The sequence below is a fragment of the Rhizobium leguminosarum genome, from assembly GCF_004123835.1.
In the GTDB taxonomy this organism is placed as follows: domain Bacteria; phylum Pseudomonadota; class Alphaproteobacteria; order Rhizobiales; family Rhizobiaceae; genus Rhizobium; species Rhizobium leguminosarum_M.
This window is the reverse complement of record NZ_MZMU01000012.1, coordinates 849,597-863,614: the sequence shown is the minus strand read 5'-3', so window position 1 is coordinate 863,614 and position 14,018 is coordinate 849,597. Positions and strand designations below refer to the sequence as shown.

At 60.9% G+C, this 14,018-nt stretch carries 13 protein-coding genes; 7 read left to right on the top strand and 6 right to left on the bottom strand.

The genetic code is table 11. From position 1 onward, the window contains the following. Window positions 1–6 precede the first annotated feature (6 nt). The gene (locus B5P46_RS21085) at window positions 7–996 is read left to right on the top strand and encodes an aldo/keto reductase (protein ID WP_129420410.1); all 990 of its coding nucleotides are present in this window, start codon (window positions 7–9) and stop codon (window positions 994–996) included. A 48-nt stretch (window positions 997–1,044) separates the two neighbouring features. On the opposite strand, the gene maiA is transcribed toward B5P46_RS21085, so the two are convergent. The 6 genes from maiA to B5P46_RS21060 form a co-directional block, all read right to left on the bottom strand. Continuing rightward, the gene (gene maiA, locus B5P46_RS21080) at window positions 1,045–1,680 is read right to left on the bottom strand and encodes a maleylacetoacetate isomerase (RefSeq protein WP_129420409.1); all 636 of its coding nucleotides are present in this window, start codon (window positions 1,678–1,680) and stop codon (window positions 1,045–1,047) included. 19 nt (window positions 1,681–1,699) lie between these two features. After that, window positions 1,700–1,861, bottom strand: a complete 162-nt coding sequence (locus B5P46_RS34525; protein ID WP_164986520.1) for a hypothetical protein — start codon at window positions 1,859–1,861, stop codon at window positions 1,700–1,702. 65 nt (window positions 1,862–1,926) lie between these two features. After that, window positions 1,927–2,343, bottom strand: coding sequence for an organic hydroperoxide resistance protein (locus B5P46_RS21075; RefSeq protein ID WP_129420408.1), 417 nt, complete (start codon window positions 2,341–2,343; stop codon window positions 1,927–1,929). Window positions 2,344–2,534: 191 nt separating this feature from the next. Next, a complete protein-coding gene (locus tag B5P46_RS21070) occupies window positions 2,535–3,857 on the bottom strand; it encodes a sensor histidine kinase (RefSeq protein ID WP_129420407.1) in 1,323 nt (440 codons plus the stop codon). Further along, complete coding sequence (locus B5P46_RS21065; protein ID WP_129420406.1) at window positions 3,854–4,594, bottom strand: response regulator; 741 nt, start codon at window positions 4,592–4,594, stop codon at window positions 3,854–3,856. Before B5P46_RS21065 ends, B5P46_RS21070 begins: the two co-directional genes overlap by 4 nt. Before the next feature lie 122 nt (window positions 4,595–4,716). Continuing rightward, window positions 4,717–5,763 (bottom strand): alpha/beta fold hydrolase, encoded by a 1,047-nt coding sequence (locus tag B5P46_RS21060; protein WP_129420405.1) that lies wholly within the window; start codon window positions 5,761–5,763, stop codon window positions 4,717–4,719. A gap of 358 nt (window positions 5,764–6,121) precedes the next feature. On the opposite strand from B5P46_RS21060, the gene B5P46_RS21055 reads away from it, so the two are divergent. The 6 genes from B5P46_RS21055 to B5P46_RS21025 all read left to right on the top strand — a co-directional run bounded on the left by B5P46_RS21055 (window position 6,122) and on the right by B5P46_RS21025 (window position 14,013). After that, a complete protein-coding gene (locus tag B5P46_RS21055) occupies window positions 6,122–7,897 on the top strand; it encodes a cytochrome c biogenesis protein DipZ (protein ID WP_129420548.1) in 1,776 nt (591 codons plus the stop codon). Window positions 7,898–7,951: 54 nt separating this feature from the next. Beyond that, window positions 7,952–8,710, top strand: a complete 759-nt coding sequence (locus B5P46_RS21050) for an alpha/beta fold hydrolase (RefSeq protein WP_129420404.1) — start codon at window positions 7,952–7,954, stop codon at window positions 8,708–8,710. Window positions 8,711–9,092: 382 nt separating this feature from the next. After that, window positions 9,093–9,815, top strand: coding sequence for a DeoR family transcriptional regulator (locus B5P46_RS21040; protein ID WP_129420402.1), 723 nt, complete (start codon window positions 9,093–9,095; stop codon window positions 9,813–9,815). Window positions 9,816–9,993: 178 nt separating this feature from the next. Then, the gene (gene deoC, locus B5P46_RS21035; protein WP_129420401.1) at window positions 9,994–11,007 is read left to right on the top strand and encodes a deoxyribose-phosphate aldolase; all 1,014 of its coding nucleotides are present in this window, start codon (window positions 9,994–9,996) and stop codon (window positions 11,005–11,007) included. Between the two features lie 5 nt (window positions 11,008–11,012). Further along, complete coding sequence (locus B5P46_RS21030) at window positions 11,013–13,400, top strand: aldehyde dehydrogenase family protein (RefSeq protein ID WP_129420400.1); 2,388 nt, start codon at window positions 11,013–11,015, stop codon at window positions 13,398–13,400. A gap of 157 nt (window positions 13,401–13,557) precedes the next feature. Beyond that, window positions 13,558–14,013, top strand: coding sequence for an RbsD/FucU family protein (locus tag B5P46_RS21025; protein ID WP_129420399.1), 456 nt, complete (start codon window positions 13,558–13,560; stop codon window positions 14,011–14,013). The last annotated feature ends 5 nt before the right edge of the window (window positions 14,014–14,018 follow it).

Below are 14,018 nucleotides of genomic sequence, written 5' to 3'. Positions count from 1 at the left end.
ACTTCTATGCAGAAGCGTGAACTTGGAAAGAGCGGACTTCAAGTCTCAGCCATCGGTCTCGGCTGCATGGGGCTGAGTTACGGGTATGGCCCAGCGAGAGATATTCAGGAAGCGACCGCACTGATCCGGCGGGCGTTCGAACGCGGCGTGACCTTCTTCGACACGGCCGAAGCCTATGGCCCCTATAAGAACGAAGAGCTTCTGGGAGAGGCGCTCGCCCCCTTGCGCGAGGAGGTGGTGATCGCCACGAAATTCGGTTTCAATTTCGATGCCAATGGCGGCCAGAGCGGTATGAACAGCCGGCCGGAACAGATCCGCGCGGTGGCCGACCAGGCGCTGAAGCGTTTGAAGACCGATGTCATCGATCTCTTCTACCAGCATCGCGTCGATCCCGATGTTCCGATCGAGGATGTCGCCGGTACGGTCAAGGCGCTGATCGCGGAAGGCAAGGTCAGACATTTCGGCCTCTCGGAAGCGGGCGCCCAGACGATCCGCCGCGCCCATGCCGTCCAGCCGGTGGCGGCGTTGCAGAGCGAATATTCGCTGTGGTGGCGCGAACCAGAGCAGGAAATCCTGCCGACGCTTGGAGAACTCGGCATCGGTTTCGTGCCCTTCAGCCCGCTCGGTAAGGGCTTTCTGACTGGCGCGATCAGCGAAACGACCACCTTCGACAGCAAGGATTTCCGCAACGTCGTGCCGCGCTTCTCTCAGGAGGCGCGAAAGGCCAACCAGGCGCTCGTCGAGCTTCTCGCCGAGATCGCCGCCCACAAGAAGGCCACCTCCGCCCAGGTCGCCCTGGCCTGGCTGCTGGCGCAGAAACCCTGGATCGTGCCGATCCCCGGCACCACCAAGCTGCATCGCCTTGATGAGAACATCCAGTCTGCCGAGGTCGAATTGACGGCCGAGGATCTCGGCAATATCGAAAGCGCGCTCGCCACCATCAAGGTGGAAGGCGATCGATATCCCGCGCATCTGCAGGCAAGGGTCAACCGCTGAGAAAAGAAACGGCCGCCATCGTTTGCGGTCGCTTCTTCATTGATCGCATCATCGTCTGGGCGCCGGCGCATTCTCCTGGAAAGCCGGGATCGCCTCGAGCCTGCCGACAATCTCCGCGATATTGGGCCACAGGGCGAGATCGAAGCCCATGCGCCGGGCGCTGATCGCCTGCGGGAAGAGAAAGATATCGGCAATACCAGGCCGGTCGCCGATGGCGAAGGCGCCTTGCCTGCGGCCGGCGATCATCGTCTCCACAGTGGCCATTCCCTCGCCGACCCAGTGACGGCTCCAGGCGGCAATGGCATCGGCATCCGCCTGGAAGGCCGTTTTGAGGTGCAGGCCGATCCGCGGCGGCAGCAGCGCATGGATCTCGGCTGCGATCGCAAGCGCGATCGACCGCGCCAGCGCCCTGCCCTCCGCCGTGCCAGGCAGCAGCGGCGGTTCGGGCTTTATCTCATCGAGATATTCGACGATCGCCAGCGACTGGGTGATGAGGACGCCGCTGTCCGTCAGCAAGGCCGGCACCAGCCCTTGCGGATTAACGCTGCGATATCCGGCCTGCCGGCTCTCGGCCTCTTCGCCGAGGATGGTGACCGGCAGCGCTTCGGCCGTCAGTCCTTTCAGGGCGAGTGCGATGCGGACTCGAGACGTCGCCGAGGAAATTTCGTTCTGATAGAGTTTCACAGTCTTCTCCCTGGTGAGTCTAAAAGAGCAGTTGGAGCGGCGGCCGCTCCCATGAGGATGAAGCTGCGGATGCCGCCGTCACGAGGCCGGCAAGCGGCGACGGCTCCTGTGAGCTTACATCGTAGATGCAGGGCGCTGCGAAAATCGTCGCCCCCAGAATGCAGATGATCATCAGTCTCATTGGTTCCTCCATCGACGAGGCCCGACTGGCCTCGTCATGTTTTCTTTGGCGATCGACCCCATCTGTCAGGCAATGCTCAATTCGACATTGATATTGCCGCGGGTTGCTTTCGAATAGGGGCAGGTGCGGTGCGCTTCATCTACAAGCGCCCTTGCCAGATCCGCTTCGATACCCGGCAGGCTGACCTTGAGGCGAGCCTGCAGGAAATAGTCGCCGTCGGTCGCCCCCAGATCGACCTCGGTGTCGACGGCAAGATCTGCGGGAAGCCTGATCTTCTGCTTAGCCGCAGCAATGCCGATCGCGCCGATGAAGCAGGCAGACCAGCCGGCGGCGAAAAGCTGTTCGGGATTGGTGCCGGCGTGGTTGCTGCCCGGAGGCGAAAGCTTGATATCAAGCTGGCCGTCGTCGCTGTGCGAAGCGCCGTCGCGCCCGCCTGTCGTGTGGGTCTTGCCGGTATAGAGAACCTTGTCGATCTTTGTCATGGAACACTCCTTCTGTTGCGTCGCTCCAGGCGACTGGCCGCGCTGCGCGGCCGGGTTGACGGAGTGTGGTTTGAGCGACGGATATATCCGTCATGTTTCCGAAATCGCCCGAAATGTCACAAAACGTAGCATCCGATATCAAAGACATCTTTACATACAAACATCTCGAAATTTTGCGGTGACTGCCGACGTCAACGAATGGTGACTTCTGCCACCAGACCACCGCCGGCGCGATTGTAGAGCCGGAGCGATCCGCCGATCTTGGCCGTCAGCTGCTGGGCGATCGCAAGACCGAGACCGGTGCCGCCGGTTTCCCGGTTGCGAGATTGTTCCAACCGGAAGAATGGCTGCATGGCGGCTTCCAGCATATCGTCCGGAATTCCCGGCCCGCGATCCATGACTGTGATGACGATATCGTTATCGGCGCTGCGCCCGACGCTGATCTCGGCAGCACCAGCGAACTTCAGCGCATTGTCGATGAAGTTCGACAGGATTCGGCGAAGTGCATGCGGCTTGGTGAAGGCAGCACCCTGAACCAGCCCGACGACGGTGACGGCCTTTCCGGTATCCTGGTAGTCATAGGCTATGCTGTCGATGAACGAGGCGAGATCGATCCGGGCGCCCTTCTCGCCGTTGCCATGCGCGCTGCGCGCATAGGCAATCCCGTCCTGGACGAGACGCTGGATCTCGCCGAGATCATTCACCAGCTTGTCTTTCTCCGGCGACTCCTCCGCCATGTCGGCGCGCAGCCGCATGCGGGTGATCGGCGTCTGCAGGTCATGCGAGATTGCCGCCAGGATCTGGACGCGCTCTTCGAGGTAATGGGCAATCCTCTCCCGCATCGCGTTGAATGCCCTTGCCGCATGGGCGACCTCGCTCGGCCCCGCCTCGCTCAAGGCCGGACCGTCCTTGTTCGGGTCGAGAGCATCGGCGGCGGCGGCAAGCTCGCCGAGCGGCCGGATCGCCTGGCGAACCGCAAACCAGGTGCAGAGGATCAGCAGAGCCATCTGGACGATAAAGACATAAGGCAGCCATGCGGCAATCGGCATGACGCCCTTCGGCGTGACGTCGATCGTCAAGGGGCTTCCGTCGCTCAGCGTCAGATGCGCCTGCAGCCGGTTCACATCGCCTGGAATCCGTTCGATCCGGATTGGAAAGCGGTGCCCGATAGCCTCCTCGATCTTTCCTGAGATTTCTGCCCCTTTGCTTGACGTGTCAGGCACGCCGGGAAGGCCGGATCCGAGCACGAAACGGTAATTGCCGCGGCTCAGCCGGTCGAGCAAATCGCCACGCTCGCCGGGCGGAAGCCGATCGAGAACCGCAATCGATGTTGCCACGTCATTTTCCAGCGTGCCGAGCATCACCGCCTTGGCCGACATGTACCGCTCCATATAGAGCACACTGAAGGACAGACCGTAGGCGAAGGCCAGTCCGATTAGCAGGATCAGAAAGATCCGAGACCGCAACGTGCTCGGCCACGTCAGGCCCGAAGGCAAGGGGATTGCCGCCTTCATTGGCGCGGCTCCGATATTTCGACGGGAACCGAAAACACATAACCTTCGCTGCGTACCGTCTTGATATAGGTCGGCTCGCGGGCATCGTCGCCCAGCCGCTGACGAAGGCGGCTGACCAGGAGATCGATCGAGCGATCGAAGAGATCCGCGTCGCGCCCCTGCGTCAGGCTCAGAAGCTGGTCGCGATTGAGCACACGCTGCGGGTGATCGATGAAGACGCGGAGCAGACGGTATTCGGCGCCGCTGAGCGCAATCGCGGTCCCTTCCCTGTCGAGAAGGTGCCGGGCGACCGTATCGAGCCGCCAGTCACCGAAAGTCAGCAACTGTCCGGCCTCGCTGATCTGCAGGTTGGGCGGCAGCATCCGCGTGCGCCGCAACACCGCCTTGATGCGAGCGAGAAGCTCACGCGCAGCAAAGGGCTTGGGAAGATAGTCGTCGGCGCCCATCTCCAGGCCGAGGATTCTGTCCATCTCGTCGGTGCGGGCCGTCAGCATCAGGATCGGGATCGCCTTGTGCCGGCCGGAGCGCAGTTCGCGGCACAGCACCAGCCCATCGTCACCGGGCATCATAACATCGAGTACGATCAGGTCGACGGCATTGGCCTCGATAAAGCTGCGCATCTGCCGTCCATCCGCAGCAACGCTTGTCCTCAGACCGTTCTTCTGCAGATAGCCCGAGACCAGCTCGCGGATTTCGCGATCGTCATCGACGATCAGGATGTGATCGACATGATCCATATTTTCCGGTTCCTTACCGATAGAAGCGGCCGCGCCCTCCGCCCCATATCGAGGCGGTTGACACGACCTACGCATATTCCGCCGGCCGGAGCAACGAGGCCCTGCAGCCCGATACCGTCGACTTAAAAGCGATCAACGTCTATGACAGCCTGCGCGAAGGCCTGCGGCGCCTCCTGAGGCAGGTTGTGGCCGATGCCGCCGCCGATCGTGCGGTGCTCGTATCTGCCGGAGAATTTTCCGGCATAAGCGGAAGGCTGCGGATGCGGCGCACCGTTTGCATCGCCCTCCATGGTGATGGTCGGCACCGAAATGACAGGCGTTGTAGCAAGCGTCGTCTCATAGGCATCGTACTTGGCCTCGCCTTCGACAAGCCCCAGGCGCCAGCGATAATTGTGAATGACGATGGCGACGTGGTCAGGATTGTCGAAGGCAGCGGCCGATCTGTCGAATGTCGCATCGTCGAAGTTCCACTTCGGCGATGCCGTCTGCCAGATTAGCTTTGCGAAATCATGCGTGTTGCTCTCGTATCCCAGACGGCCGCGTTCGGTGGCGAAATAGAACTGGTACCACCAGGCAAGTTCGGCTTTCGGTGGAAGCGGCTTCTTGTTGGCCTCCTGGCTGCCGATCAGGTAGCCGCTCACCGATACCATCGCCTTGCAGCGCTCGGGCCAGAGCGCCGCCATGATGTTGGCGGTCCGCCCGCCCCAGTCGTAGCCGGCAATGACGGCCTTCTCGATATCGAGCGCATCGAGCAGCGCGATCATATCGGCGGCGAGCGCTGACGGCTGGCCATTGCGCGGCGTCTGATCGTCCAGGAAGCGGGTCGTCCCGTAACCGCGCAGATAAGGCGCAATCACCCTGTAGCCCGCCGAGGCAAGCAGCGGCGCGACATCGACGAAACTATAGATGTCATAGGGCCAGCCATGCAGCAGCAATACGACCGGGGCATCCGCCTTTCCCGCCTCGGCATAACCGATGTCGAGCACGCCTGCCTTGACCTGCTTCAGCGTTTCGAAGGACGTGTGGGTTCCCGCTTTGACATCAGGCAGGGATGCGGCGGGCGCTGATTGAGCGGCGGCCGTGCCGGCCACGCCGAATTCGACGGCCGCAAGGGCTATTGCCGTCATGCCGAAGAAACGGCGGCGGTGATGGTTGATTGGCTCTGACATCGGTCTCTCCTGTCGAATGGATCACGGTGCGGATATGACGTTGCGCTTGTATCCCCCATATGTCGCGACCCGTCGGTTTTTGAATGCGGATGTAGCTTCCGGCCGCCGGGATACATTCTGATACAATCGCGCCGACCGAGCAAAGCCTCGCACCGGCCGCGGCGCTTCCGCCACAGCCCGTCGCCGAGCGGCAGTTTGTATCGCTTTGTATCGCCCGCCCCCGACCGCAATAGTTCGGTACATTTCCCCGCGAAACCGGACACATCGGGGATACGTCCGCACGGCCATATCCCCGCCGTTGCTGGTTCAGGCCCCATCGCCGTCCAGAGCCCGATCAATCGGTTCAAAGGAAACGATGATGACACTTCTGATCATTGCCTATCTCGGAGGCGCGCTGACCATCCTCAGCCCCTGCATCCTCCCCATCCTCCCCTTCGTCTTTGCGCGTGCCGGACAGCCTTTCGTCAGGAGCACGCTGCCGATGCTGGCGGGCATGGCCGCCACCTTCGCGCTGGTCGCCACACTGGCCGCAGTCGGCGGCAGCTGGGCCATTCGCGCCAATGAATATGGCCGCCTTGCCGCCATCGTCCTGCTTGCCCTCTTCGGCGTGAGCCTGCTTTCGCCGCGCTTTGCAAGCACGCTTGCCCGGCCGATCGTCGACCTCGGAAACAATCTGGTGAACGCCAGCGGCGGCGGACGCGGCACCACGACAGTGAAGAGCGCGCTTCTTCTCGGCGTCGCCACCGGACTGCTCTGGGCGCCCTGCGCCGGTCCGATTCTCGGCCTTGTGCTGACCGGGGCCGCATTACAGGGCGCCAATCTGCAGACGACCTTCCTGCTGATCGCTTATGCCGCTGGTGCTGCAAGTTCGCTTGCCGTCGCCCTGCTTGTCGGTGGCCGCATATTCGCCGCCATGAAGCGTTCGCTCGGCGTTGGCGACAGGATTCGTCAAGGGCTCGGCGCTGCCGTCCTGGCGGGCGTCGCCGTCATCGCGCTTGGACTGGATACCAGCCTGCTCGCCCGGCTCTCCTATGCCAGCACCACATCGCTGGAACAGGCCGTGCTCGACAGGCTGCATGCAAAGCCGCTCAGTGGCGCATCTTCCGAGCTGGCGAGCAACGAGGTGATGATCGCCGCAGCTGATGAGAAGAAACCCTTCCGCAGCGACTTGCCCGTCGAAGGCCACGCCCCTTCGCTCGACGGCGCGGTCGAATGGCTGAACTCTGAGCCTCTCACCACGGAACAGCTGCGAGGCAAGGTCGTGCTCGTCGATTTCTGGACCTATTCCTGCATCAACTGCATTCGTACCATCCCCTATGTCAGGGCCTGGGCGGAAAAATATGCGGACCAGGGCCTCGTGGTGATCGGCGTCCACGCCCCGGAATTTGCCTTCGAGAAGAAGATCGGCAACGTGAAGAAGGCGATCGGCGACTTCCAGATCGGCTATCCCGTTGCGATCGACAATGATTACAGCATCTGGCGCGCCTTCGAAAACAGCTACTGGCCTGCCGCCTATCTGATCGATGCCAAGGGCCAGATCCGCTACCACCATTTCGGAGAAGGCAATTACAACAGGACCGAAAAGGCCATTCAGGACCTGCTGCGCGAGGCCGGCAGCCAGACGACGGCAAGCGCGCCGGTCGCGCCGGATGCCAAGGGCGTGGAAGCAGGCCCGGATCTCCGCAATATCCGCTCCGGCGAGACCTATCTCGGTTACGAACAGGCGGCGAATTTCGCCTCTCCGGAAGGGCTGCAGGCTGACCTGGCACAAAATTACACGATCGGCGAACCGGGCCTCAATGGCTGGGGCCTGTCCGGAACCTGGATCGTCGGCCGGGATCAGGCGACGCTTGATCAGCCGGGCGGCGGTATCACTTATCGCTTCAGCGCCCGCGATCTGCATCTCGTTCTCGGGCCTGGCGCTAGCGGCAAACCGATCCGCTTTCAGGTGAAGATCGACGGCAAGATGCCGGGGCCTGACCACGGTGCAGACATCGATGCCGACGGCAACGGCACGGTGACCGCGACGAGGCTTTACCAGCTTGTCCGCCAGTCCGGCCCGGTCGTCGCCCGCAATTTCGAAATCCGCTTCCTCGACCCCGGGGTGCAGGCCTACGCCTTCACATTCGGCTGAACCTGAAACGCATCAATATCCCGATCATCAACAATGACCAAAGGAGTGATAGTCATGAACAAACGTCTTCTTTTCGCTGCAGCGCTTGCATTTGCCACCACCGCCATCGCGTTCGCAGCAGAGGCTGCCGCGGTCAAGAACATCGTGATCGTCCACGGCGCGCTGGCCGATGGCTCGGGATGGCGCAAGGCGACGGACATTCTCGAGAAGCGCGGCTTCAACGTCACCATCGTCCAGCAGCCCATTACCTCGCTCGACGACGATGTGGCGGCGACCAAGCGGGTTCTCGACCTTCAGGACGGACCGGTCCTGCTCGTCGGCCACAGCTACGGCGGCATGGTCATCACCGAAGCCGGCAACGATCCGGCGGTCGCGGGCCTGGTCTATGTCGCGGCATTCCAGCCCGACAAGGGAGAAAGCCTGCTGAGCCTCGCCAGCTCGAAACCCGCAGGCAGCATGGATATAAAGGAAACGAAGGACGGCAAATATCTCTATCTCGATCCGGGCGCCTTCGCCGCGGCTTTCGCAGCCGACCTTCCGCAAGCCGAGGCCGATTTCATGGCAAAGTCGCAGGTCTTCGCCTCGAAGCAGGCATTCTCCGCCAAGATCACCCAGCCGGCATGGCGGACGAAGAAAAGCTGGTCGATCGTCGCCACCGAGGATCGCTCCATCAACCCCGAGCTGGAGCGTGACATGGCAAAACGCGCCGGCAGCGAAGTGACCGAGATCAAGGCCAGCCACGCCGTCTTCGCCTCCCAACCGGAAAAGGTTGCCGATGCGATCGAAACGGCAGCAAGGAAAGCCGGCGAGTAGCGCGCGCAGGAAGGTCCTAAGCAGTCGCGAGGATGAAGCCTCTGGTCGGAAGGCCACCCGACCAGAGGCGTGAGAAGTCGCGGCCGGCCAAGAATGTCGATCTCGTCGTCACCCGCTTTCCCGGGCACCATCCATGCAGTTTTGTGACTATTCCATCAAAAAATGGAAGATTGGTCACAAATTCTCATTTCAAATCGCCGGTTTTCTCTATAAAATAATTGAGACGATATGCCATGTTGCGCGCAACCGGGTGGTGCAGAAGCTGTAGCTCGGCGCAAATGCCGAATCGTAGGTCGAGGACAAACGAGATGGGAATGGCAGTTCCTTGTTAAATTTTCATCAAAACACTATTCCAGTGTAAACGATAAGGGAGACATGCGGTATGGATAGTCGCAGGGGCCGGCGCATCGCAGTCTTATCCGAGGCCCTTTCACAACATCGCATTCTGCACATCAAGAATGCTGCCGAGATCCTGGGTGTCTCAGAGATGACGGTGCGACGTGATGTCAGCGCCAATGCAGGCCAGTTCGCCTTTCTCGGCGGCCATATCGTCCCGACTGTCGAAACGGAAAACGATCCCTATGAAATTTCCAAGGCAGCCGACAGTCATGCCGCTGCAAAACGGCTAGTTTGCCAGCAAGCCATTGATTACATTCACCATGATGATACGGTGTTTTTCGATTGCGGCACCACCTTACCCTATCTGGTCGATCTTCTCCCAGACCGGATTCACATAACGGCGATCTGTTACGCCATGAATGTCGCCGATCGTCTGACGCGAAAACCAAACGTTCGCCTTGTTATGCTCGGTGGCCTTTACCACCCAGCATCGGCGAGTTTTTCCGGTGCATCGGGGCTGGAAATGCTCGATCAGCTTGTGATCAACGTGGCATTTCTTTCTGCAGCCGGTGTCGATGTCCGGCGTGGCGCGACCTGCGCGCATTTTCACGAAGCGGAGATCAAGAAAAAGGCGATGTCCCGGGCACGAAAGAACATTCTTCTCGCCGACAGCAGCAAAATCGGCAAGCTCAAGCCAGCCTTTTTCAGCGACATGAAGTCGTTCGATGTGGTCATTACCGAGAATGGCATGAACGATTTCGACTGAGAAATCCGTATTTTTTCCGCGTCTGTCGAAATCTAACTTGACGCGACGGCAAGCTGATGCAAATCTCACAAACAATGAAAAAAAACTCACATTTGAGTTGATTGTGAAGACCGCTTTCCGCTGCGCGCATCTGCACGTTAGCAACAGGATCTTCACGCCCTGCCCGGGAGGATTCTATTTGGAAACCGTTGCTGTTCACAATGCGGCAAACGCCCCCTCGCAATCGCCGGAGCGCACCCATAACCGGCCGCGCAATGCCGGTATGGAACTCGATCTGTCGTGGGTTCTTGACGCCCGGGTCAATCTGTCTGCCACCGAGCGCCGCGTAGCCTCGCTTCCCGGACGCCGGACCGTCAAAAAAGACGCGCAGGCAGCGTGGCTCCTGAAGGCGGTGACCTGCATCGATCTGACGACGTTGAACGGCGACGATACTCCCGAGCGTGTCAAACGGTTATGCGCGAAGGCGATGAATCCGATACGTGCCGACATTCTGGATTCGCTTGGCATGAGCGGCCGTTCGATCACCACCGGCGCCATCTGCGTCTACCATCGTTTTGTTGCAACGGCCGTCGAGGCGCTCGGAGATTCCGGCATTCCGGTCGCAGCGGTTTCGACCGGTTTCCCCGCCGGCCTCAGCCCGCACCACCTCAAGGTCAAGGAAATCGAGGCGTCGGTTGCCGATGGCGCGAAGGAAATCGACATCGTCATCACCCGTGAGCATGTGCTGACGGGCAACTGGACAGCACTCTACGAGGAAATGAAAGAATATCGCGCCGCCTGCGGTGATGCGCATGTCAAAGCCATTCTGGCGACGGGCGACCTGAAGACGCTCCGCAATGTCGCCAGGGCCTCGCTGGTCTGCATGATGGCGGGAGCCGATTTCATCAAGACTTCGACCGGCAAGGAAGGCGTCAATGCGACGCTGGCCGTGACATTGACCATGCTGCGGGCGATCCGCGCCTATCAGGAGCGCACCGGTATCAAGATCGGCTACAAGCCGGCCGGTGGCATTTCCGCAGCGAAGGACGTGTTGAACTACCAGTTCCTGATGAAGGACGAACTGGGGCGCGAGTGGCTGGAGTCCGATCTCTTCCGCATCGGTGCATCAAGCTTGCTTGCGGATATCGAGCGGCAGTTGGAGCATCACGTCACCGGTGCCTATTCGGCCCTCAACAGACACCCGATTGGATGATCCAGATGACTGTTGCAAAGTATTTCGACGAAATGTCCTACGGCCCCGCCCCTGAATCCGATATCGAAGCTCGCGACTGGCTAGCGCGCCACGCTTCCGGTTTCGGGCACTTCATCAATGGCGCGTTCGTGCCCTCCGCGTCGGGCAAGAACTTCGACACATTCGAGCCAGCTACCGGCAAGGTCCTGGCGAAGCTCGCGAACGGCGGCGCGGCGGATGTGGACAATGCGGTTGCTGCCGCCCGCAAGGCACAGGCGTCATGGGCGCGACTGCCGGGCCACGCGCGCGCGCGCCATCTCTATACGCTTGCCCGGATGATCCAGCGCCATGCGCGTCTGATTGCTGTGGTCGAGGCAATCGACAACGGCAAGCCGATCCGCGAAACCCGCGATCTCGACGTGCCACTGGCAGCCCGTCATTTCTATCATCACGCCGGATGGGCGCAGATCCAGGAGACGGAATTTGCCGATCATGTGCCGGTGGGCGTCGTCGGCCAGATCATTCCGTGGAATTTCCCATTCCTGATGCTGGCCTGGAAAGTGGCGCCGGCTTTGGCGCTCGGCAACACCGTCATCCTGAAGCCTGCCGAATTCACATCGCTGACGGCGCTTCTCTTTGCCGAACTGGCATCCGCGGCGGGCCTTCCGCCGGGCGTACTCAATATCGTGACGGGAGAAGGCGAAACAGGCGCGCTGCTCGTCGGGCATGACGATATCGACAAAATTGCCTTTACCGGATCGACCGAAGTCGGGCGCGTCATTCGCGAGCGTACCGCGGGTAGCGGCAAATCCTTGACGCTGGAACTCGGCGGCAAGTCACCTTTCGTCGTTTTTGACGACGCCGATATCGATGGCGCCGTAGAAGGGGTCGTCGACGCGATCTGGTTCAACCAGGGACAGGTCTGCTGCGCCGGTTCGCGGCTTCTGGTCCAGGAAGGCGTTGCCGATCTTTTCCACGAGCGGCTGAAGCGCCGCATGCAGACATTGCGGGTCGGTCAGCCTTTGGACAAGTGCATTGATATGGGTGCGATCATAGCGCCCGTGCAATTGACGCGTATCGAAGCGCTGGTGAAAAAGGGAGTTTCAGAAGGCGCGACGCTGCATCAGGCGAAGATCGACCTGCCGAAGGGCGGCAGCTTCTACCCGCCGACGCTTCTGAGCGGCGTGCAGCCGACATCGATCGTCGCGACCGAGGAAATCTTCGGGCCGGTTGCGGTCTCCATGACTTTCCGCACACCGGAAGAGGCTATCCAGCTTGCCAATCACACCCGCTACGGCCTCGCCGCGAGCGTCTGGAGCGAGAGGATCGGCTTGGCGCTGAACGTTGCGGCAAAGCTTGCAGCCGGCGTGGTCTGGGTGAATGCCACCAATCTTTTCGATGCCGCCGTCGGTTTTGGCGGCAAGCGCGAATCCGGATTCGGCCGCGAAGGCGGACGCGAAGGTTGCTACGAATATCTGAAGCCGAAGGCTTGGGTCGGTCGCAAGGCGCGAGCAGCTATGCCCGCACTTTCGCAAGTAAAGCCGGTTGCCAGCGATTTTGCCCTGCCAAGCATCGACCGGACGGCAAAGCTCTTCATCGGCGGCAAGCAGGCACGCCCGGACGGCAATTATTCCCGTGTCATCGCCTCGCCCAAGGGCAAGGCCATCGGGGAGGTCGGCGAAGGCAACCGCAAGGACATCCGCAATGCGGTGGTTGCCGCACAGGCCGCCTCCGCCTGGTCGAATGCGACCACTCATAACCGCGCCCAGGTTCTCTATTACATCGCCGAAAACCTCAGTGGCCGCGCCGACGAGTTCGCCTCGCGGATAACAGCGATGACCGGAGCTTCCGCAGCCAATGCAAACGCCGAGGTCGCCGCCGCGATTTCCCGTCTCTTCACCTACGCAGCCTGGGCGGACAAGTATGAAGGCGGCATTCACCAGCCGCCGCTTCGCGGCGTTGCCCTGGCCATGCCGGAAGCCATTGGCGTCGTTGGCGTCATTTGCCCGCCGGAAGCGCCGCTGCTCGGCTTTATCAGTCTGGTTGCGCCGTTGATTGCCACCGGCAATCGTGTCGTCGCGGTGCCGAGTGAGGCCTTCCCCCTTTCGGCCACGGATTTCTATTCCGTTCTGGAAACGTCGGATGTGCCTGCCGGTGTCGTCAATATCGTCACCGGGTCCGCGATCGAACTGGCAAAGATCCTTGCCGCGCACAATGACGTTGATGCGTTGTGGGCCTTCGGCTCGGCGGAACTTTCGACGACGGTGGAGAAGCTGTCTTCGGGCAATCTCAAGCGAACCTTCGTGGACAATGGCAAGGCGACGGACTGGATGGACAGAGCCGCTGCCGAAGGCGCGCTATACCTTCGCCGCGCTGTGGATGTGAAGAATATCTGGATCCCCTACGGAGAATAAGGCTCCAACTCTGGTCATCCGGGCGGGAGGAGAGCCGCACCGGCAGGCGCAAGCAACGGAATTTGAGGGAATCGCAGAGCTGTAACGGCGCTACGGTTGTCGGGCTCTGTTTTGCGGCACGAGGTGCTGCGAAATGATGCAATTAAGGGAGGACTTCATGCTGAAGAATATCGATCCGGCTCTGAATGCGGATGTGCTGCACGCGCTCCGGTCTATGGGGCATGGCGACACGGTCGTCGTTTCCGACACCAATTTTCCTTCGGATTCCATTGCCCGGCAAACGGTGCTCGGCAAGCTGTTGCGCATAGACAATGTGTCCTCTGCCCGCGCCATCGAAGCTATTCTTTCGGTAATGCCGCTGGATACGCCGCTGCAGCCGTCTGCCGGACGAATGGAAATCATGGGGGCGCCGGACGAGATCCCTCCAGTGCAGCAGGAAGTCCAGGCCGTGATCGACGGCGCCGAGGGCAAGCCGGCGCCGATGTATGGCATCGAGCGTTTCGCCTTCTATGAGGAAGCCAAAAGGGCCTATTGCGTCATCACCACGGGCGAAAACCGCTTCTACGGCTGCTTCCTGTTCACCAAAGGCGTGATTCCGCCGGAAACCGTTTGAGGGGA